The organism is Stenotrophomonas sp. YJH_SMC_37, from assembly GCF_059370035.1.
In genome coordinates, this window is the sequence record NZ_JCAFTG010000015.1 from 1 (window position 1) to 25879 (window position 25879).

22 protein-coding genes and 4 tRNA genes are annotated in these 25879 nt (G+C 66.8%); 8 read left to right on the plus strand and 18 right to left on the minus strand.

All coding sequences use genetic code 11. From position 1 onward, the window contains the following. The 6 genes from AC5P8J_RS17655 to AC5P8J_RS17680 all read right to left on the minus strand — a co-directional run. Window positions 1-399: GTP-binding protein (locus tag AC5P8J_RS17655; RefSeq protein WP_142235468.1), on the minus strand; the 399-nt coding region annotated here is incomplete at its 3' end. Window positions 400-440: 41 nt separating this feature from the next. Beyond that, window positions 441-516, minus strand: a tRNA-Thr gene (locus tag AC5P8J_RS17660). Between the two features lie 49 nt (window positions 517-565). Next, window positions 566-639, minus strand: a tRNA-Gly gene (locus tag AC5P8J_RS17665). A 24-nt stretch (window positions 640-663) separates the two neighbouring features. Further along, window positions 664-749: transfer RNA gene (locus AC5P8J_RS17670), tRNA-Tyr, on the minus strand. A 137-nt stretch (window positions 750-886) separates the two neighbouring features. After that, window positions 887-1903, minus strand: a complete 1017-nt coding sequence (locus AC5P8J_RS17675) for an isoaspartyl peptidase/L-asparaginase family protein (protein WP_021204466.1) — start codon at window positions 1901-1903, stop codon at window positions 887-889. Window positions 1904-2041: 138 nt separating this feature from the next. After that, window positions 2042-3061: a cyanophycinase gene (locus AC5P8J_RS17680; RefSeq protein ID WP_111105037.1), complete on the minus strand. Its 1020-nt coding sequence runs from the start codon at window positions 3059-3061 to the stop codon at window positions 2042-2044. 170 nt (window positions 3062-3231) lie between these two features. Between AC5P8J_RS17680 and AC5P8J_RS17685 the strand changes: the two genes are divergently transcribed. Then, window positions 3232-5970, plus strand: coding sequence for a TonB-dependent receptor plug domain-containing protein (locus AC5P8J_RS17685; RefSeq protein ID WP_111099054.1), 2739 nt, complete (start codon window positions 3232-3234; stop codon window positions 5968-5970). 417 nt (window positions 5971-6387) lie between these two features. On the opposite strand, the gene ychF is transcribed toward AC5P8J_RS17685, so the two are convergent. The 8 genes from ychF to AC5P8J_RS17725 all read right to left on the minus strand — a co-directional run bounded on the left by ychF (window position 6388) and on the right by AC5P8J_RS17725 (window position 13534). Then, on the minus strand, window positions 6388-7479 hold the full coding sequence (gene ychF, locus AC5P8J_RS17690) for a redox-regulated ATPase YchF (protein ID WP_057502606.1): 1092 nt from the start codon (window positions 7477-7479) through the stop codon (window positions 6388-6390). A gap of 305 nt (window positions 7480-7784) precedes the next feature. Then, the gene (gene pth, locus AC5P8J_RS17695; protein ID WP_019661167.1) at window positions 7785-8363 is read right to left on the minus strand and encodes an aminoacyl-tRNA hydrolase; all 579 of its coding nucleotides are present in this window, start codon (window positions 8361-8363) and stop codon (window positions 7785-7787) included. Window positions 8364-8411: 48 nt separating this feature from the next. Next, window positions 8412-9029: a 50S ribosomal protein L25/general stress protein Ctc gene (locus AC5P8J_RS17700; RefSeq protein WP_005415401.1), complete on the minus strand. Its 618-nt coding sequence runs from the start codon at window positions 9027-9029 to the stop codon at window positions 8412-8414. Window positions 9030-9138: 109 nt separating this feature from the next. Continuing rightward, on the minus strand, window positions 9139-10098 hold the full coding sequence (locus tag AC5P8J_RS17705) for a ribose-phosphate diphosphokinase (protein ID WP_005415400.1): 960 nt from the start codon (window positions 10096-10098) through the stop codon (window positions 9139-9141). 140 nt (window positions 10099-10238) lie between these two features. Continuing rightward, window positions 10239-10315 (minus strand) — tRNA-Gln (locus AC5P8J_RS17710). 11 nt (window positions 10316-10326) lie between these two features. Next, on the minus strand, window positions 10327-11196 hold the full coding sequence (ispE, locus tag AC5P8J_RS17715; protein ID WP_021202247.1) for a 4-(cytidine 5'-diphospho)-2-C-methyl-D-erythritol kinase: 870 nt from the start codon (window positions 11194-11196) through the stop codon (window positions 10327-10329). After that, complete coding sequence (gene lolB, locus AC5P8J_RS17720; protein WP_019661165.1) at window positions 11193-11852, minus strand: lipoprotein insertase outer membrane protein LolB; 660 nt, start codon at window positions 11850-11852, stop codon at window positions 11193-11195. Before lolB ends, ispE begins: the two co-directional genes overlap by 4 nt. Beyond that, the gene (locus AC5P8J_RS17725; protein WP_026347150.1) at window positions 11849-13534 is read right to left on the minus strand and encodes a tetratricopeptide repeat protein; all 1686 of its coding nucleotides are present in this window, start codon (window positions 13532-13534) and stop codon (window positions 11849-11851) included. Before AC5P8J_RS17725 ends, lolB begins: the two co-directional genes overlap by 4 nt. Before the next feature lie 63 nt (window positions 13535-13597). Here AC5P8J_RS17725 and hemA point away from each other — a divergent pair, with 63 nt between their 5' ends. The 4 genes from hemA to ppk2 all read left to right on the plus strand — a co-directional run bounded on the left by hemA (window position 13598) and on the right by ppk2 (window position 18508). After that, the gene (gene hemA, locus AC5P8J_RS17730) at window positions 13598-14881 is read left to right on the plus strand and encodes a glutamyl-tRNA reductase (protein ID WP_021202249.1); all 1284 of its coding nucleotides are present in this window, start codon (window positions 13598-13600) and stop codon (window positions 14879-14881) included. Further along, the gene (gene prfA, locus AC5P8J_RS17735; protein WP_019661162.1) at window positions 14859-15941 is read left to right on the plus strand and encodes a peptide chain release factor 1; all 1083 of its coding nucleotides are present in this window, start codon (window positions 14859-14861) and stop codon (window positions 15939-15941) included. The genes hemA and prfA overlap by 23 nt, the downstream gene beginning before the upstream one ends. Before the next feature lie 5 nt (window positions 15942-15946). After that, the gene (locus AC5P8J_RS17740; RefSeq protein ID WP_207050131.1) at window positions 15947-17650 is read left to right on the plus strand and encodes an O-linked N-acetylglucosamine transferase, SPINDLY family protein; all 1704 of its coding nucleotides are present in this window, start codon (window positions 15947-15949) and stop codon (window positions 17648-17650) included. A 75-nt stretch (window positions 17651-17725) separates the two neighbouring features. Then, on the plus strand, window positions 17726-18508 hold the full coding sequence (ppk2, locus tag AC5P8J_RS17745; protein WP_111099048.1) for a polyphosphate kinase 2: 783 nt from the start codon (window positions 17726-17728) through the stop codon (window positions 18506-18508). A 529-nt stretch (window positions 18509-19037) separates the two neighbouring features. On the opposite strand, the gene AC5P8J_RS17750 is transcribed toward ppk2, so the two are convergent. Together AC5P8J_RS17750 and AC5P8J_RS17755 are read right to left on the minus strand one after the other, a co-directional pair. After that, window positions 19038-19607, minus strand: coding sequence for a TlpA family protein disulfide reductase (locus AC5P8J_RS17750; RefSeq protein ID WP_099591109.1), 570 nt, complete (start codon window positions 19605-19607; stop codon window positions 19038-19040). Beyond that, complete coding sequence (locus AC5P8J_RS17755) at window positions 19604-20878, minus strand: YihY family inner membrane protein (protein WP_019661157.1); 1275 nt, start codon at window positions 20876-20878, stop codon at window positions 19604-19606. The genes AC5P8J_RS17750 and AC5P8J_RS17755 overlap by 4 nt, the downstream gene beginning before the upstream one ends. Window positions 20879-20955: 77 nt before the next feature. Here AC5P8J_RS17755 and wrbA point away from each other — a divergent pair, with 77 nt between their 5' ends. The 3 genes from wrbA (at window position 20956) to AC5P8J_RS17770 (ending at window position 22446) form a co-directional block, all read left to right on the plus strand. Next, window positions 20956-21549 carry an NAD(P)H:quinone oxidoreductase gene (wrbA, locus tag AC5P8J_RS17760; protein ID WP_227854367.1) on the plus strand — a complete coding sequence of 198 codons (594 nt, stop codon included), beginning with the start codon at window positions 20956-20958 and terminating at the stop codon, window positions 21547-21549. After that, on the plus strand, window positions 21546-21881 hold the full coding sequence (locus AC5P8J_RS17765; protein ID WP_019661155.1) for a DUF2069 domain-containing protein: 336 nt from the start codon (window positions 21546-21548) through the stop codon (window positions 21879-21881). Before wrbA ends, AC5P8J_RS17765 begins: the two co-directional genes overlap by 4 nt. Window positions 21882-21960: 79 nt before the next feature. Then, the gene (locus AC5P8J_RS17770) at window positions 21961-22446 is read left to right on the plus strand and encodes an asparaginase domain-containing protein (RefSeq protein ID WP_010481766.1); all 486 of its coding nucleotides are present in this window, start codon (window positions 21961-21963) and stop codon (window positions 22444-22446) included. 119 nt (window positions 22447-22565) lie between these two features. Here the strand turns inward: AC5P8J_RS17770 and AC5P8J_RS17775 are convergent, their stop codons facing one another. Beyond that, window positions 22566-24308 (minus strand): S8 family peptidase, encoded by a 1743-nt coding sequence (locus AC5P8J_RS17775; RefSeq protein ID WP_227854368.1) that lies wholly within the window; start codon window positions 24306-24308, stop codon window positions 22566-22568. Between the two features lie 451 nt (window positions 24309-24759). Continuing rightward, the gene (locus AC5P8J_RS17780; protein ID WP_495217015.1) at window positions 24760-25854 is read right to left on the minus strand and encodes a branched-chain amino acid aminotransferase; all 1095 of its coding nucleotides are present in this window, start codon (window positions 25852-25854) and stop codon (window positions 24760-24762) included. Window positions 25855-25879 lie beyond the last annotated feature (25 nt).

Consider the following 25879-nt stretch of genomic DNA (forward strand, 5'->3'; position numbering starts at 1 on the left):
CACGACGATGTACGGCACGCCGACCTGACGCGACAGCAGGATGTGCTCGCGGGTCTGCGGCATCGGGCCGTCAGCGGCCGAGCACACCAGGATCGCGCCGTCCATCTGGGCGGCACCGGTGATCATGTTCTTGACGTAGTCAGCGTGGCCCGGGCAGTCAACGTGGGCGTAGTGACGGATCGGGGATTCGTATTCGACGTGCGCGGTCGAGATCGTGATACCACGTGCCTTTTCTTCCGGAGCGGCGTCGATCGAGGAGTAGTCCTTGAACTCGCCACCGAAGCGCTCGGCACCGATCTTGGTCAGTGCGGCGGTCAGCGTGGTCTTGCCGTGGTCGACGTGACCGATGGTGCCGACATTGACGTGCGGCTTGGTGCGCTCGAACTTACCCTTGGCCATGGCTGCTTATCTCGAATTCGTCTGAGAGGTGATGCTTGAGATGGTGCTCACGAAAGGAATCGAACCTTCGACCTCTTCCTTACCAAGGAAGTGCTCTACCGACTGAGCTACGTGAGCCGAGTTTTGCATTATGACATGAACTCGATAATATTCAAAGTTCATTCAATGGAGCGGGAGACGGGAATCGAACCCGCACCATCAGCTTGGAAGGCTGAGGTTCTACCATTGAACTACTCCCGCGCCGGGAATGTCACAACGTGAAACTGGTGGAGGGAGGTGGATTCGAACCACCGAAGGCGTAAGCCAGCAGATTTACAGTCTGCCCCCGTTGGCCGCTTGGGTATCCCTCCTTACCACCCCAACCCGTTGCCGCCGAAGCGTTGCGGTGTGTGGTGGTGAGCCGCTTATTCTGCTGATGGGACGGGGGGCTGTCAACGCTTTTTTCCATTTTTTTCACACGCTGTCGCAAACCCATTGATACGCAAGGTTATTGCCCAGGAACCGGCAGGGTCTCGTTGGCGAAAATTGCGACATGAGGGACGCCGTCGCCGCCGATCCAGCCCCGATACATGCCCTGGGTGTTGAACGGCGTGGCCATTTTTCCGTCTGCGCCGAGCACGATCGCACCGCCGTCGCCGCCCATCTGCGGAATCGTCTCGTTGATCACGCCCTTGCCGGCCTGCTCCGGGCTCTGCCCCTGGTAGCGCATGCGCGCACAGATCTCGTGCGCGGCCGCAGTGCGGATGTAGTACTCGCCCCACCCGGTGCCGGACACCGCGCAGCGTGCGTCGGCCCAGGTGCCGGCACCGATGATCGGCGAGTCACCGACCCGGCCGTAGCGCTTGTTGGTCATGCCCCCGGTGGAGGTGCCGGCGGCCAGATGCCCCTGCGCGTCCAATGCGACCGCACCAACGGTACCGAAGTGCTTTGCAGTCTCCAGGTCGGCATGTGCCTGGCCACTGGCCTCTTCCTTGAGGGCGCGCTGCAGCTGTTGCCAACGCTTCTCTGTACGGAAGTAGGAGGGATCGACCAGAGGAATGCCCTGCTCGGCGGCGAAGGCTTCGGCGCCCTGCCCGACCATCATCACGTGGCGGGATTTCTGCATCACGGTCTGCGCCAGCAGGATCGGGTTGCGCACCCGCTGCACGCCCGCCACCGCGCCCGCCGCCTGGTTCGCGCCATCCATGACCGCCGCATCCAGCTCGTTGCGGCCGTCGTGGGTGAACACTGCGCCCTTGCCGGCGTTGAAGGTGGGATCGTCCTCCAGCACGGTGATCGCCGCAGTGACCGCTGCGAGCGCAGGGCGACCGGCCACCAGTTCCGCATGACCCTTCAGCAGTGCTGCCCGCAGCGCGTCACGTGCGGCCTTTTCCTCGGCCGGCGACAGGTCCTTGCGCTCGACGCCGGCGCCGCCGTGGATGACCAGCAGCGGTGAAGCGGCCGGTGCGGCCTGGGCAAGCATGGGCAGGGACAGCAGCATAGACAGCGCCAGGCGCAGTTTCATCGGATACGTCTCCAGCAGGTGGGCAAGGGAGGCATCATCGTAGAGCCGAGCCCATGCTCGGCTGATGCCTCGATTGAAGAGCAGCCGAGCGCGGGCTCGGCTCTACAGCATCCCATGCGTGGCCACAGGATCGCCGGGTCACTGGCGGATGATTTCGATCTCGCCATCGCTGACGTCGGCCACGGCCTGGTAGTCGGCCTCGGCCTGGAAGTCATCCAGGCGCATGCGGCTGCCGCTGGCGACCACCGTTACCGGCACCGCGTGGAAGCGCAGCGGCTCACCTTCGACCAGGCGGTCGGCATCGCGGCCGGGGCTGACCACCCAGACCTTGCCCTCGCCGTCAGCACTGTAGACCTGTGCCTGGCCATCGGGCTCCACGCACAGGGCAGTGTCTTCGTCGATGCCGATGCCGACGATGCCGGGGTCGCCACTGTCCTGGGCGGCGCGCGCCACGAACACGATCAGGCGACCGAGCCGGTCGCGCTTGTCGAAGTGGGTGTCGGTGACCACGCGCTGCAGGTAGGGCATCTGCAGGAAGCCACTGTCCATGGTCACCGCACTGCCCATCGGGTCGGCCAGCGCACCGGCGGAGGTGATGCTGCCGCCGTCCATCGCGCCGTATGCATAGCCACCGAGGATGGCGAGCCCAGCGCTGGTACCGGCAATCGGCTTGCCGGCGCGCACATGGGCGTTCAGCGCGCGGTTGAGCGCAGTGCCCTTCCAGAAGCGGATGTAGCGCGACTGGTCACCACCGGCAATGAAGATGGCATCGGCGGCGGCAACCACGCGCAGCACGGCCGGATCGTCGGCGCCGCGGCGGCTGTCGAAGACCAGCGTCTGCACTGCGGTGGTACCGCCGATCTCGCGGTACAGGCGGTCCTGCAGCTCATCACTGCCAGAAGCGCGCAGGATCAGCACGCGGCCATTGCCAGCCTGCTTCAGCCACCAGTGGAAGGCCTCCGGCACCCATTCGCCACCGCCCATCAGCATCATGGCCGGTGCGCGCGGACCGGGCCGGGGCGCGTCGAGATCGCCGGCTTCGTAGTAGGCGAAGCCCGGGCCCTGCAGGTCCTGCGCAAGGGCGACCAACGGCACGGCCAAGACCAGCAGCGCCAGCCAGGCGAAGGGGGCACGCACGGTCCGATGGAGGCGTCGCATCTTGATCTCCCTGAACAAAATCGACTTGCAAGCGTTTCCACTCTTTGCCAGATAGGGACCCAGTAGTCAAGGACATGAAAAAGGCGTTAAATGCGCGCGCCCGTTCCGGAAATCTGAATGGGGGACAGGGCCCCTCCTCTGCGGGCCGGCTTCATTTCCGAGAATTCCTCATGCGTAGACAGGCGATGGCGTGGTCGATCCAGCTGGCGTTGATGGGCGTGGCTGCTTCCGCGGCGGCCCAGGCACCGGCTTCCTCTTCGGTGCAACAACTGGACGCGGTGCAGGTCACCGGCTCGCGCATTCCGCGCGCCCAGGTGGAAGGCCCCGCCCCGATCACGGTGATCAACGCCGAACAGATCCGCTCCAGCGGCTTCACCAGCGTGCCGGACGTGCTGCGTGCAATGACCCAGAACGGCGGTGAGACGCAGAGCCAGCAGTCTTCCAGCGGCGCCGACTTCTCGCCCGGCGCCCAGCAGGTGGACCTGCGCGGCCTCGGCCCGAACCACACGCTGGTGCTGGTCAATGGCCGCCGCATCGCCGACTTCCCGATGCCGTTCAAGGGCCGCAGCAACTTCACCGACGTCTCCAACATCCCGCTGGGAATGATCGAGCGCATCGAAGTGCTGACCGGCAGTGCCTCGGCCATCTACGGCTCGGACGCGATCGCCGGCGTGGTCAACTTCATCCTGAAGAAGAAGGCCGACGGCACCACGATCGACATGCGCATGGGCACCACCAGCGAAGGCGGTGGCGAGTCGTTCGACATGAGCCTGGCCAGCGGCTTCAGCCGCGGCAACTTCAACGCCGTGTACAGCGTCGAGCTGCAGTCGCAGACCCCGCTGTGGGCCTATGAGCGCGACATCCAGGATTCGACCCAGGACGGCCCCACCGAGGGCTCGCGCATCGCCCGCCGCGCTTACCTGCGTACGGACTACAACGACGACTACCTGGATCCGGGCGCGGCCACCTGCGAAGCGCTGGCCGGGCAGAACCAGGGCAGCACCTATCGCGCCTACCGCCCGCGCTACGGTTACTACTGCGGCAGCGACAGCTCGATCGGCTACGGCACCATCCTCAGCAAGCGCCGCGGCGCCAATGGCTACGCCTCGCTGAGCTACGACTTCGACAACGGCCAGCAATGGTTCGCCGATGTGCAGCTGGGCTACCACACGATGTCGCTGATGCGCGACGTCACCAAGTGGGGCCGCATGGACGCCAATGGCGATGAGTCGGGCTACTTCAACAACCAGGCCACCGGCGAGATCGAGTTCTGGCAGCGCCAGTTCTCACCCGAGGAAATGGGGGGCCTGCGCAATGCGATGGTCCGCAGCACGCAGAAGACCTTCAGCGTGACCACCGGCTTCAAGGGCAATCTGGCCGGCAACTGGGACTACGAAGCGGCGCTGAGCCATTCGCAATACCAGTCGCGGATCAGCTGGGCGCAGATCATCGCCGCCAAGGCCAATGACCTGTTCCTGGGCCCGCAGCTGGGCGTGGACGACGACGGTTTCCCGATCTACAACGCGGACCCGTCGCGGCTGTACCGGCCGCTGACCCGCGCCGAGTACGATTCGATTGCCGCACGCACTACCTATTCGCCGAAGTCGCGCACCGAGACGGCTGCATTCACGCTGACCAATTCCGCGCTGTTCGGCCTGCCGGGCGGTGATGCCGGGTTCGCCGCGACCGTGGAAGTGGGCCAGCAGGCCTATGCGCTGAATCCCGATCCGCTGGCCACCCAGTACTACTACTACAGCTGGAAGGATTCGGACGGCCAGGGCTCGCGCAACCGCTGGGCGACCGCCGCCGAGCTGCGCATGCCGCTGCACGAGACGGTCAACCTGAGCGTGGCCGGCCGCTACGACCAGTACCGCTATTCCGGCCACACCATCGGCAAGGCGACCTGGAGCGGCGGTCTGGAATGGCGCCCGATCGACACGCTGCTGGTACGCGGTTCGTATGGCACCGCGTTCCGCGCGCCGGACCTGCACTACGTGTTCGCCGGACCGGGCAACGACGAGACCACCGCCGAAGACCTGTACAGCTGCCGCGCCGATGGCGCTAGCGACTGTTCCGACTACGAGCGCAACCTGATCCGCAGCCGCACCGGCAACCGCCAGCTCGACCCGGAAACCAGCACCTCGTGGAGTGCAGGCTTCGTCTGGTCGCCGGCGATCGGCCTGGACCTGTCCGTGGACTGGTTTGACATCGACATGCGCAAGCAGGTGCAGGACATGGACGTTCGCACGCTCCTGGCCAACGAAGCCAACTGCCGCCTGGGTACTGCCGACATCAACTCGCCGACCTGCGTGGACGCGCTCGACCGCATCACCCGCACCGGTGATGGCCGCCTATACGGCGTGCGCGTCGCTCCGATCAACGTCGCCCGCGAATCGACCTCCGGTATCGACGTCGGCCTGCGCTACCGCATGCAGACCGGCATCGGCGATTTCATCCTCAACGGCACCCACACCTGGGTGAAGAAGCACGATTTCCAGCGCTACCCCGGTGACCCGACCCTGGACCAGTTCGCGGTCAACAGCGGATTCGACATCCCGCGTACCAAGACCAGCCTGAGCGTGACCTGGGAGAAGGACGCGTGGTCGGCGACGGTCTATGGCTCGCGCCTGGGCAAGCTGCCAACTTCGGACAGCTACGACCAGTCGTTCGACTGGGACAGCGGCGACAGCCCGTACGTGAAGGCGACCTACCGCTACAACGCCTCGGTGCAGTACCGCTTCGACGACCACTCGCGCCTGTCGCTGTCGGTGGTCAATGTGTTCAACAAGATGCCGCCGAAGGACACCACGTATACCGCGTACCCGTACTACGACGTGTCCTGGTTCGACAGCGTCGGCCGCACCATCAACCTGCAGTACACCCACAAGTTTGGCGGCACCGCGCTGTAAGGCGCGCCGCCTTGCAGGACGTGGACGACAAGGCCCGCCATTGGCGGGCCTTGTCATTTGCGCTCTGGTAGATGCCCACCTTGGCGGGCACTGTCTCGCCGCGCGCCCACCAAGGTGGGCGGCTATCAGAGGGCCACCGGGGTTTTCCACACAATGCGTGGAGAGTGATGGGAACTTGATGTGGACAAGTGGGTTCGAGCGTTGCGATGCAGGCATTTCCGGGCGTGGTTATTTTTTATCCACGCCTCCCGTTGTTTTCCACACCACGCGTGGAAAGCGATGGGAACTTGGTGTGGACAAGTGGGTGCGAGCATTGCAGCGCAGGCGTTTCGAAGCGTGGTGATTTTTTATCCATATTCAGAAACGCGAACGCCCCGCACGAGGCGGGGCGTCCGGGGTTGATCCGATGCCGCTGGATCAGACGTTGAAGCGGAAGTGCAGGATGTCGCCTTCCTGCACGCGGTATTCCTTGCCTTCCAGGCGCAGGCGACCGGCTTCCTTGGCGCCGGCTTCGCCCTTGTACTTGATGAAGTCGTCATACGCGATGGTTTCGGCGCGGATGAAGCCCTTCTCGAAGTCTGTGTGGATGACCGCGGCAGCCTGCGGGGCGGTGGCACCCTTGCGCACCGTCCACGCGCGGACTTCCTTCACGCCTGCGGTGAAGTAGGTCTGCAGGCCCAGCAGGCTGTAGGCCGCGTTGATCACGCGGTTCAGGCCCGGCTCGCTCAGGCCCAGGTCGGCCAGGAAGGTATCGCGGTCTTCGTCGTCGAGCTGGGACAGCTCTTCCTCGATCGCGGCCGACACCGGCACCACCTGCGCGCCTTCTGCGGCGGCATGCGCGCGCACAGCTTCCAGGTGCGGGTTGTTCTCGAAACCGTCTTCCAGCACGTTGGCGATGTACATCACCGGCTTCAGGGTCAGCAGGAACAGGTCGCGTACCAGCGCCTTTTCTTCATCATCCAGGCCGACCGAACGACCAGCCTTGCCGTCGGACAGTGCCGCCTGCAGCTTGGCCAGCACCGGCTTGCGCGCCGCTGCGTCCTTGTCGCCGCCCTTGGCTGCACGCTCGGCACGGTTCAGCGCCTTCTCGACGCTGTCCAGGTCGGCCAGCGCCAGCTCGGTATCGATGGTTTCGATGTCCGAGATCGGGTCGACCTTGCCGGCGACGTGCACGATGTCACCGTGCTCGAAGCAGCGCACCACGTGGGTGATGGCATCGACTTCGCGGATGTGCGCCAGGAACTTGTTGCCCAGGCCTTCACCGCTGGCGGCACCGGCGACCAGGCCGGCGATGTCGACGAACTCGACCGCGGTCGGGATGACCTTCTGCGGGTTGATGATGCCCGCCAGCTCGTTCAGGCGCGGGTCCGGCACCGGCACGATGCCGACGTTCGGCTCGATGGTGCAGAACGGGAAGTTCGCCGCGGCGATGCCCGCCTTGGTCAGCGCATTGAACAGGGTCGACTTGCCGACGTTGGGCAGGCCGACGATGCCGCATTTGATACCCATGGGTGACAGCTCTCTGGGGTGAAAGTGATTGGGGAAACAGCGACATGGGCGCTGCTTTTCCAATCATTCTCCGTACCGACCAACGGTCGGTACCTACCGATCTGGTTGACTCCGTACCGACCAACGGTCGGTACCTACCGGCCTGGTTGACTCCGTACCGACCAACGGTCGGTACCTACCGGCCTGGTTGACTCCGTACCGACCAACGGTCGGTACCTACCGGTCTGGTTGACTCCGTACCGACCAACGGTCGGTACCTACCGGTCTGGTTGACTCCGTACCGGCCAACGGTCGGTACCTACCGGTTATTTCGGGGTGTGCAGGCGCTTCATCGCTTCGTTGAAATCGCCCTGCACCGCCAGCGGCAGCACGTCGATCGCATCGTCGATGGCGCGCGCGATCAGCACGTCATCGTCCTTCGACGGGCGGCCGAGCACCCAACCCACCACGCGGTCCTTGTGGCCGGGGTGGCCAATGCCCACGCGCAGGCGATGGAACTTGCCATGGCCGAGCAGGCGGATGGTGTCGCGCAGACCGTTCTGACCGCCGTGGCCACCGTCGAACTTCAGCCGTGCCGCGCCGGGCGGCAGGTCCAGTTCGTCGTGGGCCAGCAGGGTTTCCTCCGGCTCGATCTTCCAGAACCGCTGCGCGGCGGTGACCGACTTGCCGCTGAGGTTCATGAAGGTGGCGGGCTTGAGTAGCCACACCGTCTGCCCGGCGATCTCGACCTTGGCGGTCTCACCGAACAGCTTGCTGTCCACATTCCATCGCGCACCGGCTTTCTCCGCCAGGGCCTCAACGAAATGAAACCCGGCATTGTGCCGGGTCCGGGCGTGTTCCGATCCGGGGTTGCCCAGACCGACGATCAGTCGCAGTCCTGCCATGGTTCCTTCCAGTACGGTGCCTGCCCGCAGGCAGGCACCGTAGCGGTATTACTCGGCGGCAGCCGCTTCTTCGTCGGCCGCGTCGGCCTTGCCGGCCTTGGCGGTGACGATGGCGTCGTCGTGGTCCTTGCCCAGCGCCAGGGCCGGGATTTCCACGCCCTTCGGCAGCTTGATGTCGGACAGGTACACCACGTCACCGGCCTTCAGCTCGCCCAGGTCGACTTCGATCGACTCCGGCAGGTCCTTCGGCAGGCAGGTGATGGTCACTTCCTTCAGTTCGTGGGTGACCACGACGTCGGCAGCCTTGCCGGCCGGCGAGGTGTCTTCGTTGACGAAGTGCAGCGGGACCGAAGCGGTCAGGGCTTCGTTCTCGTTCACGCGCTGGAAGTCCAGGTGCATGATCAGCTGCTTGTACGGGTGGCGCTGCATGTCACGCAGCAGGACCTTCTGCACCTGGCCATCCAGGTTCAGGTCCAGGATCGAGGCATAGAACCACTCGTTCTGCTGGGCCAGCCAGATTTCGTTGTGGTCCAGGCTGATGGCGACCGGCTCGGCGTTGCCGCCGTACACGATGGCCGGGATCACACCGGCGTGACGCAGGCGGCGGCTCGCACCCTTACGCTGCAGTTCACGCTTGGTGACCTTGATTTCATGGGTCTTCGACATTTTCGACTACTCAGGTTGTTGCCGCGCCCTGCGGCGTGGCGGTTGAAGATGCTTCCGCGACCAGAAGCACCCGGGGTATGCCCCCGCCGTTGCCGGCAGGGGCGAAAACTCAGTCGACGTACAGCGAGCTGACCGACTCACCGAAGGCGATGCGGCGCATCGTTTCAGCCAGCATTTCCGCCACGCTCAGCTGGCGGATCTTGCTGCACACCCGCGCCGCGTCCTTCAGCGGGATGGTGTCGGTCACCACCAGCTCGTCGAGCTGGGAATTGGTGATGTTGTCCACCGCCGGGCCCGACAGCACCGCGTGGGTGCAGTAGGCGGCGACCTTGAGCGCACCGCGCGCCTTCAGGGCAGCAGCAGCGGCGCACAGGGTGCCGGCGGTGTCGACGATGTCATCGACCATCACGCAGGTCTTGCCTTCGACGTCACCGATGATGTTCATCACGGTGGAGACGTTGGCGCGCGGGCGGCGCTTGTCGATGATCGCCAGGTCGGCGTCATCCAGGCGCTTGGCCACCGCACGGGCACGGACCACGCCGCCCACGTCCGGCGACACAACGATCAGGTTCTCGGTGCCGTAGGCGCGCCAGATGTCGGCCAGCAGCAGCGGGGACGCGTACACGTTGTCCACCGGAATATCGAAGAAGCCCTGGATCTGGTCGGCGTGCAGGTCGACGGTCAGCACGCGATCAGCGCCCGCGGTGCTGAACATCTTGGCCGCCAGCTTGGCGGTGATCGGCACGCGCGAGGAGCGCATGCGGCGATCCTGGCGCGAGTAGCCGAAATACGGCACCACGGCGGTGACACTGGCCACCGATGCGCGCTTGAGCGCGTCGATCAGCACCAGCAACTCCATCAGGTTTTCCGCGCTCGGCGCGCAGGTCGGCTGGATCACGAACACGTCCTGCTTGCGGACGTTCTCTTCGATCTCCACCTGCACTTCGCCATCGGAGAAGTGCGAGACCAGCGCCTTGCCCGGGCGAACCCCCAGTTCCTTGCAGATGTTCTGCGCCAGACGTTTGTTGGCGTTGCCGGAAAAGACCAGCAGGTTCGGGGACTCTTGCATCATGATTGTCTCGGGCGGGGACGAGTGGCGGGGATCCGGAGTCGGCAAGGACCCCGATGGACCCTTGCTGCTGACAACACCGCGGTTGTTTCCACGTCCCGCGCGGGCGATGCGCTGGAAGGCGCGGACACAGCCGCTATTGGCAGGGGCGGTAGGATTCGAACCTACGAATGCCAGGATCAAAACCTGGTGCCTTGGGCCTCTTGGCGACGCCCCTGCAGTGATAAATCAGTGTTGCTCGAGTGCATCCAGCAGTGGCGAACGCGCTACGCCCGCTGCCACCCTTGCCCGCAACTCCTTCGGCAACTTCGACCGTCCCTGCTCTGCGGCAGACTGCGATGCGAACTCGACGAAACAACCACTTCCCGAACCGGTCAGCCGCGCCGTGCCGATGTCGCTCAACGCGGCGAACGCTGCCTCGACGGCAGGCTCACGGCGGCGCAGCACCGGTTCGAACGCATTCCCGACCAAGGTCCCGGAAGCGAAGTCCTCTATTTTCGCCACTGGGCTGTCGCGCGTCAAATCCGGGTCTGCAAACAGTGCTGGCGTAGGAACATGAACGCCCGGTTCGACCAGCACGTACCAGGCCGGGGCCAGAGTGATCGGCTGCAGGCGCTCGCCCACGCCTTCGGCCCAGGCGTTGCGCCCGCGCACGAATACCGGCACATCTGCGCCCAGGCGCAGGCCCAGCGCCGCCAAAGCCTCTTCATCCAGACCCGCCCGCCACAGCCGGTTCAGCACCACCAGCGCCGTGGCCGCGTCGGACGACCCCCCGCCAAACCCACCCCCGGCGGGAACGTGCTTTTCGACGATGATGTCTGCACCTTGCTCGACCTTTGCCGCTTCCTGGAGCAGGCGCGCGGCACGCACCGCCAGGTCATCAGCCTCGGCCACGCCGGCCAGGCCCTCGCCCTCACGGCGCACCTGGCCGTCTTCACGCAGGCGCAGGCCAATGCGATCGCCCCAGTCCAGCAGGCGGAACACGGTCTGCAGCTCGTGGTAGCCGTCGGCGCGGCGGCCGGTGATGTGCAGGAACAGGTTCAGCTTGGCCGGGGCCGGCCACCAGGACCAGCCCGCGTCATCGTGCCCGGCACTCATGGGGCGCCCTGCCCCCACTGGTCCACCAGCAGGCGCACCTTGGCGTCGCCATTGCTGGCCTCGATCCGGCGCGGCAGCGCCGGGCGTCCGGCCTCGGCCGGGTACCAGTCCAGATACTGCACCTGCCAGCCCATCTGCTGCATGCGACGCGGCCGGCCGTCAGCGTCGCGCTCGACCTTCTCCGGACCGGCAGCATCGCCGGCCACCAGGCCACGGATCCACTGCGGCAGCTGGTTGACCGGTATGTCCCAGCCGGTCGCTTCCAGCAGCAGCTGCTGGGCGTCCTCGCCGTCACGCGGCCCGCCGGCCAGTCCTTCCAGGCGGCCGGCTTCGGAATGGGTATCGCCGGCCAGCTTCCAGCTCTGCCGGGTCACCGGCGCGCTCAGCTCGACCACATAGCGGCGTCCTTCCTGCTTCCAGTCGATGCGTCCGCTGCCGCCGTCCTTGCCCTTGCTGACCGCGACCCGGCCCTGGAAAGCCCAGTCCGGCTGTGCCTGCAGCGCGGCCACGCGCGCCGCCTCGGCCTGCGCCGCTTCGGCTGAAACAACCTCGACCACCGCCGGCGCCGGGGTCTTCTGCGTGCCCACGCTGGTACAGGCGGTCACCGCCAGGGTCACGGCCGCCAACAGCAGCGGCCGGATCAGGGAAACACTCATGGATTGAATTTCTCGCGGGCGCGCAGCAGCGCGCGGTTTTCAGGATCGAGCTTGGCCGCTTCTTCGAAGAAGTGGCGGGCCTCGTCATGCTTGCCCAGCACCCAGAGCACTTCGCCAACGTGGGAAGCGATCTCCGGGTCCTTGGCCAGGGTCCAGGCCCGGCGCAGCTGCACCAGTGCTTCTTCCTTGCGACCCAGGCGATACAGCACCCAGCCATAGCTGTCGACGATGGCGGCGTTGTCCGGTTCGGCCACGCGGGCGCGGTCGATCAGCTCCAGCGCTTCCTGCAGGCGGCCGGTACGGTCGGCCAGGGTGTAGCCCAAGGCATTCAGGGCCGGCACGTTTTCCGGGTCGGTCACCAGGATCTTGCGCAGGTCGGCCTCGGCGCGCGGGATATCGTCGCGGCGCTCCCAGGCGAGTGCACGGGCGTACAGCAGGCCGTTGTCATCGGGGTAGGCGGCCAGGCCGCGGGCCAATGCATCCAGTTCGCCGGCACTGTCATCGCCGCGCTGGCGCAGTTCAGCCTCCAGCAGATAGGCGTCGCGACGCACATCGTCATCGACCACCGCATCGGACTGGATCGCGTGCACTTCATCCAGGGCCTGCGGCAGGCGCCCGGCCAGGGCCTGGGCATTGGCCGCGCGCAAGCGCGCTTCGCTCAGCTCATCGCCGCCGGGCACGCTGTGGTACCACTGCACCGCCTCCGGATAGCGCTTCAGGTACTCGGCGATCTTGCCCAGCAGCAGGCGCTGCGCCGGGTCCGGCTTGGCCGCCTGCCGCGACAGTTCGTTGTAGAGATTGGACAGCGCTGCCTTGTCGCCCTGCTTGGCCAGCAGCGAGGCGCGCATGCCCCAGGTCTGCACGTCCTGCGGGCCGAACGCCAGCACGCGCTCGGCCGCAGCAGGCTGCCCCAGGCTGTCGTAGGCGATGGCCACCGCATTGCGCAGTTCCGGGTCCTGGCGCGTCTTCGGCTCCACATCGTGCAGCAGCGACAGCGCCTTGTCGGTCTCGCCCGCTTGTTGCAACTGGCTGGCGCGCAGCAGTGCCACACGTGGCTCTTCCGGGAAGCGCTTGACCACCTCATCGATCATCCGCCGCGCCAGCTCGGGCTTTTCCATGCGCAGCGCGAGTCGGCCAAACTCCTGCCAGGCCTCGATCTTCGGCGGAATTGCATTGGCATCGACCAGCTCGCCGAGCACCTGCGCCGGCACCGCCGGGTCGCGCCCACCGCCGATCAGCGCGGCCAGGGCGAACTTCCAGCCGCGCTCGTCGGGGTCGGCCAGCAGCGCCTGAAGTTCAGTGCGGGCGGCCTTCACATCGCCCTGGCGCATGGCCAGCGCACCGGCGGCGCTGCGCAGGGTCAACGAGCTTGGCGCGCGCTGCTGCCACAGGGCCAGGCCCTTGGCGGCGCTGGCGTCATCGTTGGCGAGCATGGAAATGCGGGTCGCGCGCTCGGCCAGGCCGGCGTCGCCGTCGGTCTGCTGGGCCGCCTGCAGGTACCAGCGCGCCGCCTCGGCCAGCTTGCCGGCCTGCAGCGCGAACTCACCGGCCATCACCGGTTCCAGCGCCAGTTCCTCAGTGGCCGGGGCCCTTACAGGGGCCTTGGCCGGCACCGCCGCCAGGGCCTGGCTGCAGGCCAGGGACAGCAGCAGAACACTGGGGATGCGAATCAATGCGGGCATCGTCGGCATCGGGGCCTTAAAATGTCGTCCAATGGCCAGCAGCTTATCGCAAGCAACTGAACAATGACCCTGTGGGTGCTCGGACTGAATCACCAGACCGCACCGGTGGAACTGCGCGAGCGCGCGGCCTTCGCCGGTGAGGCGTTGCCGCGCGCGCTCGGTTCGCTGCGCGATACCCCGCAGATTGCCGAGGCGGTGCTGCTGTCCACCTGCAACCGCACCGAACTGTACGCCGTGGCCGAGTCGGCACAGGCGCTGGACCAGTGGCTGCGCAGCCAGGCCGGCGACCTGCAGGGCTATCTGTACCAGCATGCCGATGCCGAGGCTGTGCGCCACCTGTTCCGGGTCGCCACCGGGCTGGACTCGATGGTGCTGGGCGAACCGCAGATCCTCGGCCAGGTGAAGGACGCCTGGTCGACCGCGCGCGACCATGGCCTGCTCGGCCAGCGCCTGGACCGCCTGTTCCAGCAGACCTTCTCGGTGGCCAAGCGTGCGCGGACCGATACCCAGATCGGCACCAACCCGGTGTCGGTGGCCTCGGCGGCCGTGCGCCTGGCACAGAACGCGTTCGCCCGGCTGGACGATTCCACCGTGCTGCTGGTCGGTGCCGGCGAGACCATCGAACTGGCTGCACGGCACCTGAGTGAAGGCAAGGTGCGGCGGCTGCTGATCGCCAACCGCACCCTGGCCCACGCGCAGGAACTGGCCAGCCGCCATGGCGGCGTGGCCCTGCCGCTGACCGAACTGGACCGCCACCTGGGCGAGGCCGACGTGGTGTTCTCGGCCACCGCCGCGCGCGAGCCGGTGATCCATCGCGAGATGGTGGCCAAGGCCCTGCGCGCGCGCCGGCACAAGCCGATGCTGCTGTTCGACCTGGCCGTGCCGCGCGACATCGAAGCCGAGGTCGGCACGCTCAACGACGCCTTCCTCTACACCGTCGATGACCTGGAACGCGCGGTGGAAGACAACCGTCGTGGCCGCCGCGAGGCCGCTGCCGAGGCCGAGGCGATCATCGACCTGCAGGTATCGCGCTTCATCGAGACCCAGCAGGCCAGCGCCCACCAGGCACCACTGCGGCAGCTGCGCGCGTTCGGCGAAGCCACCCGTGCCGAGCTGCTGGAGCGCGCGCGCCAGCAGCTGGCCAACGGCAAGCCCGCCGACGAAGTGCTGGAACTGCTGGCCCACGGCCTGACCAACCGCCTGCTGCACCCGCCGACCGCCGCACTGCGCGCCGCCGCGCTGAGTGGCGATGCCGACCTGACCCGCGCCGCCGAGCGCCTGTTCCCGGCCACGCCGGGTTACCGCCACCCACCCGTGAGACCCGATGACGCCGACCCTGCGCCGTAAGCTGGAAGCGCTGGCCGAGCGCCGCGAAGAACTGGAACGCCTGCTCGCCGAACCCGATGTGGTCGCCGACAACACCCGTTTCCGCGACCTTTCGCGCGAATTCGCCCAACTTGAACCGGTTGCCACTGCACTGGCCGATGAAGCCCGTGCCAAGGCCGACCTGGCCGCCGCCGAAGGCATGCGCGCCGATCCCGATCTGCGCGAGCTGGCCGACGAGGAGATCGCCGCCGCGCAGGCGCGCCTGCAGGCGCTGGAGCAGGAGCTCGCATTGCTGCTGGTGCCACGCGACCCGCGCGACGAAGGCAACCTGTTCCTGGAAGTGCGCGCCGGCACTGGCGGCGACGAAGCCGCGATCTTCGCTGGCGACCTGTTCCGCATGTACGCCCGCTATGCCGAGCGCCAGGGCTGGAAGGTCGAGATCGAATCGGACAGCCCGGGCGAGCACGGCGGCTACAAGGAGGTGGTGGCACGCGTGGTCGGCCGGGGAGCGTTCTCGCGGCTGAAGTTCGAATCGGGCACGCACCGCGTGCAGCGCGTGCCGGCCACCGAATCGCAGGGCCGCATCCACACCTCGGCGGCCACCGTGGCAATCATTCCGGAGGCCGACGAAGTCGATGACATCGTCATCAACCCCGCCGACCTGAAGGTGGATACGTTCCGCTCGTCCGGCGCCGGTGGCCAGCACGTCAACAAGACCGAGTCGGCGATCCGCATCACCCACCTGCCGACCGGCGTAGTGGTGGAATGCCAGACCGAACGCAGCCAGCACGCCAATCGCGACAAGGCGATGAAGCGCCTGAAGGCGCAGCTGCTCGATGCCGAACGCCAGCGCCAGGACGCGGCGCAGGCCGAATCGCGGCGCCTGCAGGTCGGCAGCGGCGACCGCAGCCAGCGCATCCGCACCTACAACTTCCCGCAGGGCCGGATCACCGACCACCGCGTGGAAGGCCTGACCCTGTACGACCTGCCCAACATCCTGGCCGGCGACCTCGACCCGCTGCTGCAGCGACTCAGCCACGAACACCAGGTCGACGCCCTGGCGCAGTTGTCGGCGGACTGATCACGATGACGGCCTGGCAGCAGCGACAGCACCTGCAGCAGGCGATCGCGCGCCAGCCCGGCGACTTCGTGGCCTGGGTGATGCTGGCCGACCTGGAACTGGAAGCCGGCGACATCGCTGCCGGCGAGCAGGCCGCACGACGCGCACTGCAACTGCGCCCCAACCACCCCGAAGCGCTGGCGCGGCTGGGCCGCGTGGCCTGGATGGCCGGCGCACATGGCGATGCAGCGAAGCTGCTGGGCCAGGCTTCGGCACTGGCCCCGCAGCACCCGGGCATCGCGTTGTGGCTGGGCCATGCGCTGGAAGATGCCGATGATGCCGAAGGGGCGGCGACGGCCTATCGCCGCGCGCATGCGCTGATGCCGGGCGAACCCTATATCGCCGCCCAGCGCCTGGCCTGGCAGCGTCGCCTGTGCGACTGGCAGGACGTGGACGCACTGGCCACACAAGTGCGTGGCGCACTGGCCAGCGGCCAAGGTGTGGTCGAACCGTTCGCGTTCCTCAGCGAGGATGCCGCCGCAGCCGAACAGCTGGCCTGCGCGCGCGCGCGCGCCGCGGTGATTGCTTCGGGAGTGCGTCCCCTTCCCGCCACGAAGGTGCGCGGGCGCGGCCCCTTGCGGGTCGGCTTCCTGTCCAATGGCTTTGGCGCCCATCCCACCGGGCTGCTGACCGTGGCCCTGTTCGAGCAGTTGCGTCATGACCCGGCAGTGCAACTGCATCTGTTCGCGTTGAATCGTGATGACGGCAGCCGCATCCGCCAGCGGCTGCAGGCAGCGGCACAGCTGCATGATGTGGCTGGCCTGCGACATGCCGATACCGCCGCACGCATCCGCGCACAGGGCATCGACCTGCTGTTCGACCTGCGCGGATGGGGCGGCGGCGGCACGCCGGAGGTACTGGCGATGCGCCCTGCCCCGCTGCAGTTGAACTGGCTGGCTTACCCCGGCACGTCCGGGGCGCCGTGGATGGATGCCGTGATCGGCGACAGCTTCGTTTTGCCAGTTTCACTGGAGCCGCACTACAGCGAACGGGTGCTGCGCCTGCCGCGTGCCTTCCAGCCCTCGGACAACACCCGCATGCTGGAGCCGGCACCGTCCCGCGCCGAGTGCGGGTTGCCCGGAAACGGCGTCGTGTTCTGCTGCTTCAACAACAGCTACAAGCTCAACCCGCGCAGCATGGGCCGCGCCTTCGCAGTGCTGCAGGCGGTGCCCGGCAGCGTGCTGTGGCTGCTGTCCGGCCCCGGCCATGCCGACGCCCGCCTGCGCAGCGCCGCACAGGCCGCTGGCCTGGACCCAACGCGGCTGGTGTTCATGGCCAAACTGCCGCATCCGCAGTATCTGGCCCGCTATCAGCTGGCCGACCTGTTCCTCGACACGCATCCGTACAACGCCCACACCACCGCGTCCGACGCGCTGTGGGCCGGCTGCCCGGTGCTGACCTGCCCCGGCGACACGTTCGCCGCGCGCGTGGCCGGCAGCCTCAACCACCATCTGGGGCTGGCCCGGATGAATGTCGCCGACGATGCGGCGTTCATCACCACCGCCAGCGCGCTGGGCAATGACCCGGCGGCGCTGGCCGCGTTGCGCGCTGAACTGGCACAGGCGCGCGAGCGCAGCGGGCTGTTCGACATGGGCGGGTTTGCCCGCGATCTGTCAGCGTTGGTGCAGCAACTGGCACGTGAGAACGGCTGGACGGGCGCAGCAGGGTAAGCGCGACCAGGTAGCGTCGACATCGCCTGGGCAGCCCCTGCGCTACGCTCGGGCTTCCTCCCCGCGGGTGTGACGATGGCCAAGCTCAAGCGCAAGGACTACGACGAACTGCTGCTGCCTTTGCAGCTGGAACTGACCGCCATGGCGCGCTGGGTGCAGCACAGCGGGCAACGCCTGCTGGTGCTGTTTGAAGGGCGCGACACGGCGGGCAAGGGCGGCGCGATCCAGGCCATCAGCCAGCACCTCAACCCGCGCCAGTGCCGCGTGGTGGCACTGCCCAAGCCCACCGACCGCGAAGCCACGCAGTGGTACTTCCAGCGCTACGCCTCGCACTTGCCCGCCGCCGGCGAGATCGTGCTGATGGACCGCAGCTGGTACAACCGCGCAGGCGTCGAACGGGTCATGGGCTACTGCAGCGAGACCGAGTACCAGCAGTTCCTGCGCCAGGCGCCGGTGTTCGAACAGCTGCTGGTGGATGACGGCATCCTGCTGTTCAAGTACTGGCTGTGCGTGGACCAGGAGCAGCAGGAGAAGCGCTTCGCCGAGCGCCACCTCGATCCGCTGAAGGGCTGGAAGCTGTCCCCGGTGGACCTGAAATCGCGCAGCAAGTACAGCGCCTATACCGAAGCCCGCGAGGCGATGCTGCGCGCGACGCATCGCGAGGCGGCGCCGTGGACGCTGGTGGATTTCAACGACCAGCGGCTGGGCCGGCTGACGCTGGTACGCAACCTGCTGGACCGGTTGCCCGATACGCGGGTGGATGCACCGTTGCCCGAGCTGCCGAAGCTGAAGGGCAAGCTGCATCGCGAGCACTACGATGTGCTGAAGCCGATCGAGAACTTCCCGGTCGAGGATTAGGGTGGGTCGGGAGGGCCTGCGGCCCTGCACCTGCTACGAACCAAGGCAACAGCAACAGCCGAAGCAGAAGCGGGTTTCCTGTGGGTAGGCAGGGTGGGTCCGCTTGCGGGGGACGCCGTAAATACGTCCATGTAGGCTCGGTCGCCGCATCCATGCGGCTCACGCCCCCGCAAGCGGACCCACCCCGCCTTCGACAGATCTCTACGATCTGTCGGAATAGCGCCTGGGGTCAGATCCGTTTTCCGCAGGAAAACGGATCTGACCTCGAATTGATTCGAGATCTGAAAGAGATTCATCCACGCATGGCGTGGATCTACCAGATCGCAGAAATCTGTCAGAGGCGGGGCGGTGTCGGAGTGCGGGGTGTCAGCCGCATGGATGCGGCTGCCAAGCCTACATGGACGTACTTGCGGCGTCCCCGCACTCCGACACCGCCCCGCCACAACACGGAAATCGCACTTTGGCAGTTGCTGTTGCCGTTGCTTGAAAGTTTCGGCGGGTGCAGGGCGCAGCCCTGCCGATACCCAACCTACTTGGCAGCAGCGATCTGCTTTTCGATGTCGGCGGCCGTCACCGGGCCAAGGAACGTGTGCGCCAGCTTGCCCTGCGGATCCAGCAGGTGCGTCAACGGCAAGCCGCGTGGCGTGGCGAAGTCCGCCGGCGGATCGAACGGGTCCACGATCACGATCGGATAGGTCACCGGATGCTTGGTCAGGAACGACTGCATCTCCGGCACCTCGATGTCTTCATAGGCCAGGCCGACCACTTCGATGTTGCTGCGCATCGCATGCAGCGCCGACAGCTCGGGCATCTCCTTGCGGCACGGGGCACACCAGGTCGCCCAGAAGTTCACCACCACCCACTTGCCGCGGTGCGCGGCCAGGTCGTAGTCGCTGCCGTCCACCGCCTTCATCTTCAGCGTCGGGAACTCGGCGGTGGTACGTTCGGCCGGGGTCTCCTCCACCGCTGCGGGGGTGGCCGGGGTCGGTGCCTGTGCCGGTGGCTGGCTGCTGGCGGGGGTGGGCTCCTGGGCCGGCTTGCAGGCCGACAGCGCCAGCAACAGTGCCAGCGGCAGCAGCAACGGGGTCTTGCGGGTCATGGCATGTCTCCGGAATCGGTGTAGATATCGCTGACCTTGCGCTTCAGGCGTTCACGCAAGGGCAGTCGCAGATCGTCCAGCGCCGCCAATGCGGCACGTCCCAGGCTGTCATCACGATACGGCAGGTGCTGCTCGGCCACCGGGATGCGCAGCTGGGTGCATTCGTAAAGATCGGCCAGGCTGACCTGGTCCAGATCGCGCGACAGCAGCCACTCGCCGCGCTCATCGCGGCGCAGCAGGTCGATGTCCTGCAGATTGCAGATCAGGTCCTGCAGCAGTGAATCGGTCAGCATCGGCTCCAGCCGCAGGATCTCGTCATCGGCCAGGCCCTTGCCCTTCGCCCGTGCATGCTGGAAGCGGCCGAGCAGGCGAAGCAGTCCATAGAACTCATACCCCTGCGGCAGGCGCAGTTCCACCGGCTGGTAGCGGAAGGCCGCCATCGACGAAGACAATGATGCGCCCAGCAGCACCGCCACCCAGCACAGGTAGATCCACAGCAGCAGGATCGGCACGAAGGCCACCGTGCCATACAGCTTCTGGTAGGACTGGAAGCTGCCCAGATAGGCCCCGATGCCCCACTTCACCAGCTCCAGGATCACCGCCGCCAGAATCGCGCCGGGTATCGCGTGCCGCCACTTCACGGTGTGGTGCGGCACCACCCGGAACATCAGCGTGATGCAGACGAACTCGATCAGGATCGGCGCCAGCCGCAGGGCCAGTTCGGCCAGCCAACGGCCCTCCTGGGTACCGAACAACGGCAACGCGAACACCCGCGCCGACACCGCCAGCGACGCAGCGGCGAGCATCGCGCCCAGGGTCAGCACGGTCCAGTAGACCAGGAAGCGGGTCAGCTTGGGCCGGGTGGAGCCAACCCGCCAGATCTGGTTGAAGGTCTCTTCCACGCTGTTGAGGGTGATCAGCAGCGATACCACCAGCGCGATGAAGCCGGCGGCGGTGAGCTGGCCGGCGCTGGCCGAGAACTGCCGCAGGTACCCCTCGGCCGCGCGCGCGGCGTTGGGCACGAAGTTGGAGAAGACGTAGTCGCTGAGCTGGTCGCTCCAGCGGTCGAAAACGGGGAAGGCCGAGAGCACGCCGAACACCACGATGGCCAGCGGCACCAGCGCGAACACCGTGGTATAGGCCAGCGCCGCCGCTGCCTGGAACAGGCGGTCGTCGAGGAAGCGATGCCACAGGAAGCGGCCGAAACTAATGGCCCGTGCGCGATCCCGCGCGCGCTCCATCCACAGGTTGAGCGTATCCAAAGGTTCCATCGGCGAAAGGGTACCCGATGCGGAATGCTGGCAGGATAGCCATACTGGTGGCCATACGACGAGGAGAAGCGGGCACGATGGGCGAGATTCTGGTGCTGTACTACAGCCGGGGCGGTTCGGTGGCACGGCTGGCGCGCCAGATCGCGCGGGGCGTCGGCGAAGTGCCTGGCATGAGCGCGCGCCTGCGCACGGTGCCGCCGGTGGCCGCAGTGACCCAGACCGCGCAGCCGCCGGTGCCCGACGATGGCGCCCCCTACGTGAGCATGCAGGACCTGGCCGAATGCCAGGGCCTGCTGCTCGGCAGCCCGACCCGCTTCGGCAACATGGCCGCGCCGGTGAAGCATTTCCTCGACGGGCTCGGCGCCGAATGGGTCAACGGCACCCTGTCGGGCAAGCCGGCCGGGGTGTTCACCTCGACTGCTTCGATGCATGGCGGCCAGGAATCGACCCTGCTGTCGATGCAGGTACCACTGCTGCACCATGGCTGCGTGATCGTCGGCATCCCGTTCACCGAGCCGGCGCTGAGCCACACCACCAGTGGCGGCACGCCGTATGGCGCCAGCCACGTGGCCGGTGCCGCCGACGACCCGCAGCCGACCGACGATGAAGCCGTGCTTGCGCGCGCGCTTGGCCGCCGGGTGGCCGACATCGCGCAGCGGTTGGCCCGATGAGCACCGGGCAGCGCACGGTCCTGCTGCTGGCCCTGATGGGGCTGGCTGCGCTGTTCGCCGGCTGGTTCATCAATGACAAGCACTGGCTGGCCACCCAGCTGGTGTTTACCGCGCCACCGCTCGCGCTGGCCATTGCGCTGCGCCTGGGCTGGCGCAGGACAGGTTTCTGGGCCTCGGTGCTGGCCCTGGGCTGGTTCAGCCACGGCGTGATGAGCGCCTGGAGCCACCCGCAGACGCGCTGGCTGGCGCTGATCGAAATCACACTGGCCCTGCTGGTGATCTTCAGCGCCAGCCTGCCAGGGCTGCGCGCCCGCTTCGGCAAGCGACGCTGACGCTGCGCCCGCCGGGCCGTATCATCTGTGCTCCCGGCCCCGCGCCGCTGCACCTGTCCTGGTTTCGCGCATGCACATGATGGAAGAGCTCCTGGTCGTCACCACCGGTGGCACGATCGACAAGATCTACTTCGACGACAAGTCGGACTACCAGATCGGCGATCCGCAGATCGGCATGATCCTGCGCGAGCTGGGCGTGACGTTCCGCTTCAACGTGATTCCGATCCTGCGCAAGGATTCGCTGCACATCAACGATGAGGACCGCGAGCTGATCCGCGCCACCATCGCCGCGCAGCCGACCCGGCACGTGCTGGTGACCCACGGCACCGACTCGATGGTGCAGACCGGCAAGGTGCTGGCGACGATCCCGGACAAGACCATCGTGATGACCGGTGCACTGAGCCCGGCACGCTTCCGCGGCTCGGATGCGGAGTTCAACATCGGCTGTGCGATCGGTGCGGTGCAGTCGCTGCCGAGCGGCGTGTACATCGCGATGAACGGGCGGATCTTCGACCCGCAGCACGTGCGCAAGAACGTGGCCGCGAACCGCTTCGAATCGGTCTGAGGAACAGCGTGCCGACCAAGGTCGGCACCCACCATGGCGCGGCGGCACGTACCACCGCCGGCCCCATGCAAGAACGCCCCGGCCTGGGCCGGGGCGTGCCCATGGAGAGGGACTTGGGCTCAGTACTGGGCGTTGAGGGTCACGCCCGAGAAAGTGCTGTACGCCTTCACCCGCACATACCAGGTACCGGCGGCCGGATTGTTCACCGTGCAGGTCTCGCTGTTGCCGCTCAGGTACGGACGGCAGGTGTACACCGTGTCGGTCGGCGCGCTGCCCTGGCGGATGTAGAGGTCGGCGTCACCGGTGCCGCCGCTGATCGCCACGCGCAGCTGGCTGCTGCCGGCCGGGACATTGACGGTGTAGCTGAGCGATGAACCACTGCTGGCCGACAGGCCGGTGACCGGCACATTGTTCTGCAGGACGTTGCCGCCCGGATTCGGAGTGCCGCCCCCGTTGATGGCCGCGGACACCGCAGCGTTGGCGTCGATGATGCCGGCACCGCAGCCACCCGAGCATGACCCCGGCAGCGGGCGTGCGGTGCTCTTGATGATGCTCTCGACCTGCGCCGGGCTAAGCGGGCTTGGCGCGACCGATTGCATCAGCGCAACCACGCCGGCCACATGCGGCGCCGCCATCGAGGTGCCGTTGTACGACGCGTAGCTGGCGCTGCCCGGCGTGGTGGTGCCGGTGTTGAGCGTTGACAGGATGCTCTGGCCCGGTGCCGAGATGTCGATGCCGGTGCCGTAGTTGGAGAAGCTGGCACGCGCACCGGCCGAGGTTGTGGCCGCCACGGCAATCACGTTCGGGCAGTTGGCCGGCACCGACGAGGACACGTTGGTGTTGCTGTTGCCGGCGGCGACCACCACGGTGGTGCCACGGCCGACAGCGCCATTGATCGCATTCTGGTAGGTGGTGGAGCAACTGCCGCCACCACCCAGCGAGAGGTTGATGACTTCAGCCGGGTTGGCATTGGCCGGCACGCCACTGACGGTGCCGCCGGAAGCCCATACGATCGCGTCGGCGATGTCGGAGGTGTAACCGCCGCACTTGCCGAGCACGCGCACCGGCACAACCTTGGCGTTGAACGCGGTACCGGCCACGCCGGTGCTGTTGTTGGTCACTGCCGCCACGGTGCCGGCGACGTGGGTACCGTGCCAGCTGGAGTTGGAGGCCGGGATGCCCGAGCCGCACTCGTTGGCGCCGTACCAGTCGCCTTCATCGTTCGGGTTGTTGTCGCGACCGCCACCATCGCGCGCCATCGCGGCGTCGCTGATGAAGTCGTAGCCGGGCAGGATGTTGCCGTTGAGATCGGGGTGGTTGGTGATGCCGGTGTCGATCACCGCCACGACCACGCCGGTGCCGGTCGACTTGTCCCAGGCCGGCTGCACGTTGATCGACGCATTGGAGGTACCGAAGCCCCACTGTTCGCTGAAGCGGGTGTCGTTCGGGGTCAGCGTCGCGCGCATGATCTGGTCGACTTCGACGTACTCCACGTTCGGATCGGCGGCCAGCTTGCGCATCAGCAGCTCGGATTCAGCCTGGTCGAGCGGGCGATCGGTCCTGACCAGGGTCGGGCCGACGGCCAGCTTGCGGACCTGCTGCAGGCCCAGTGCGCGGCCCTGGCTGCTGGCCAGGCCGGCGGCGGCATTCTTCAGTGAAGAGGCCAGTGCGGTGGTGTTGGCCACCGGCGCGCTGCCGTCGCGGTACTTCACGATGAAACGCTGGTGGGTCGGCGCGGACTGCAGGCCGCTGAGCTGGACATCGCCGGCCAGCGCAGGCGTGGCCAGCAGCAGCGATGACAGAACGGTCGCACCAAGGACCACCCACACTCGACGCACACGCGGTTGCGTTACCTGGGACATCGTATTTCCCTTTCTTGTGGTGTGAATGCCGGAATCGGCAGAAGCACCGGCCCGAACCCTGGGCTGGCTTGCATTGGCGAGGTTCGAAGTCCGGCGAGCCAGCGGATCCCCCTAACGATCCGCCGTGCAGATGACGCTAATGGCCGAAACCGGACACCACAAGATTTTCAGCGTCTTTTCAGCTAGATGAAATGTTCGTTCTGAGACTTTTCGGGTCAAGGGTTTGTGAAGGTGAAGGAACTTTCTCGCGTCCTGCACAGACCTGACTGGGCCATCACATGTCCCGGAATGACTTTGCCGACATCGGCGTCCGCCGATCCGGGGTCAGATGCCTTTTCACGCGGAAAGGGATCTGACCCCTTGGCCTGAAATGCAGAAAGCCCGTCGCGGGGACGGGCTTTCCAGAAGCGCAGCCGGGCGCGGGCCCGGCTCTACGATTCGATGTGGGCGATCAGCCCAGCTTGACCAGCCAGCTGTGGCGGTCCGGCAGGCGGCCGTACTGGATGTCGGTCAGTTCCTTGCGCAGCGACATGGTCACTTCGCCGGCCGGGGCGTTGATGTCGCCCACCGAGAAGCCCTCGCCCTTCAGCTGGCCGATCGGGGTGACCACCGCGGCGGTGCCACAGGCAAACACTTCGCTGATCGCACCGGAGGCGACGCCGTCCTTCCACTCGTCGATGCTGACCTTGCGTTCTTCGACCTTCATGCCGCGGTCGCGGGCCAGCTGCAGGATGCTCTCGCGGGTAATACCCTCGAGGATGCTGCCGGACAGTTCCGGAGTGACCAGCGTGCCGTCCTTGTAGACCAGGAACACGTTCATGCCGCCCAGTTCTTCCAGGTACTTGCCCTCGACCGGGTCGAGGAACAGCACCTGCGAGCAACCCTGCGCCTGCGCCTTCTGCTGCGGCAGCAGCGAGGCGGCGTAGTTGCCACCGCACTTGGCAGCACCGGTGCCGCCCTTGGCCGCACGCGCGTATTCGGTGGACAGCCAGATCGAGACCGGGGCAACACCCTTGGCGAAGTACGGGCCGGCCGGGCTGGCGATGACGTAGTAGCCGGCCTTGTGCGCACCGCGCACGCCGAGGAAGGCTTCATCGCCGATCATGAACGGGCGGAAGTACAGGCTCGACTCGTCGGCCGACGGCACCCAGTCGCTGTCGACGGCGATCAGCTGCTTCAGCGATTCGACAAAGATCTCCACCGGCAGTTCCGGCAGCGCCAGGCGCTGCGCCGAACGCTGCAGGCGACGGCCGTTGGCATCCGGGCGGAAGGTCCAGATCGAGCCGTCAGCATGGCGGTAGGCCTTGATGCCTTCGAAGATCTCCTGGCCGTAGTGCAGCACGGCCGCGGCCGGGTCCAGCTGCAGCGGGCCGTAGGCACGCACGCTGGCGTTGTGCCAGCCGGTGTCCTTGTCCCAGCGCACTTCCACCATGTGATCGGTGAAGTGCAGGCCGAAGCCCGGCTTCTCCAGGATCTTGGCGCGCTCTTCAGCGCTGCGCGGGTGGTCCGAACGGGTGACGGCGAAGCTGGGAATGGACTGGGACACCGGAGATTTCCTGTTCTGGTTGCGG

Bases quoted from the DNA above. Each gene is read 5' to 3' on its own strand.
- ychF (WP_057502606.1), bottom strand. From the start codon at position 7,479: ATGGGTATCAAATGCGGCATCGTCGGCCTGCCCAACGTCGGCAAGTCG.
- AC5P8J_RS17685 (WP_111099054.1), top strand. From the start codon at position 3,232: ATGCGTAGACAGGCGATGGCGTGGTCGATCCAGCTGGCGTTGATGGGC.
- AC5P8J_RS17750 (WP_099591109.1), bottom strand. From the start codon at position 19,607: ATGACCCGCAAGACCCCGTTGCTGCTGCCGCTGGCACTGTTGCTGGCG.
- AC5P8J_RS17775 (WP_227854368.1), bottom strand. From the start codon at position 24,308: ATGTCCCAGGTAACGCAACCGCGTGTGCGTCGAGTGTGGGTGGTCCTT.
- prfA (WP_019661162.1), top strand. From the start codon at position 14,859: ATGACGCCGACCCTGCGCCGTAAGCTGGAAGCGCTGGCCGAGCGCCGC.
- pth (WP_019661167.1), bottom strand. From the start codon at position 8,363: ATGGCAGGACTGCGACTGATCGTCGGTCTGGGCAACCCCGGATCGGAA.
- AC5P8J_RS17770 (WP_010481766.1), top strand. From the start codon at position 21,961: ATGGAAGAGCTCCTGGTCGTCACCACCGGTGGCACGATCGACAAGATC.
- AC5P8J_RS17765 (WP_019661155.1), top strand. From the start codon at position 21,546: ATGAGCACCGGGCAGCGCACGGTCCTGCTGCTGGCCCTGATGGGGCTG.
- lolB (WP_019661165.1), bottom strand. From the start codon at position 11,852: ATGAGTGTTTCCCTGATCCGGCCGCTGCTGTTGGCGGCCGTGACCCTG.
- wrbA (WP_227854367.1), top strand. From the start codon at position 20,956: ATGGGCGAGATTCTGGTGCTGTACTACAGCCGGGGCGGTTCGGTGGCA.
- AC5P8J_RS17705 (WP_005415400.1), bottom strand. From the start codon at position 10,098: ATGCAAGAGTCCCCGAACCTGCTGGTCTTTTCCGGCAACGCCAACAAA.
- AC5P8J_RS17755 (WP_019661157.1), bottom strand. From the start codon at position 20,878: ATGGAACCTTTGGATACGCTCAACCTGTGGATGGAGCGCGCGCGGGAT.
- AC5P8J_RS17700 (WP_005415401.1), bottom strand. From the start codon at position 9,029: ATGTCGAAGACCCATGAAATCAAGGTCACCAAGCGTGAACTGCAGCGT.
- ppk2 (WP_111099048.1), top strand. From the start codon at position 17,726: ATGGCCAAGCTCAAGCGCAAGGACTACGACGAACTGCTGCTGCCTTTG.
- AC5P8J_RS17725 (WP_026347150.1), bottom strand. From the start codon at position 13,534: ATGCCCGCATTGATTCGCATCCCCAGTGTTCTGCTGCTGTCCCTGGCC.
- AC5P8J_RS17680 (WP_111105037.1), bottom strand. From the start codon at position 3,061: ATGCGACGCCTCCATCGGACCGTGCGTGCCCCCTTCGCCTGGCTGGCG.
- ispE (WP_021202247.1), bottom strand. From the start codon at position 11,196: ATGAGTGCCGGGCACGATGACGCGGGCTGGTCCTGGTGGCCGGCCCCG.
- hemA (WP_021202249.1), top strand. From the start codon at position 13,598: ATGACCCTGTGGGTGCTCGGACTGAATCACCAGACCGCACCGGTGGAA.
- AC5P8J_RS17675 (WP_021204466.1), bottom strand. From the start codon at position 1,903: ATGAAACTGCGCCTGGCGCTGTCTATGCTGCTGTCCCTGCCCATGCTT.
- AC5P8J_RS17740 (WP_207050131.1), top strand. From the start codon at position 15,947: ATGACGGCCTGGCAGCAGCGACAGCACCTGCAGCAGGCGATCGCGCGC.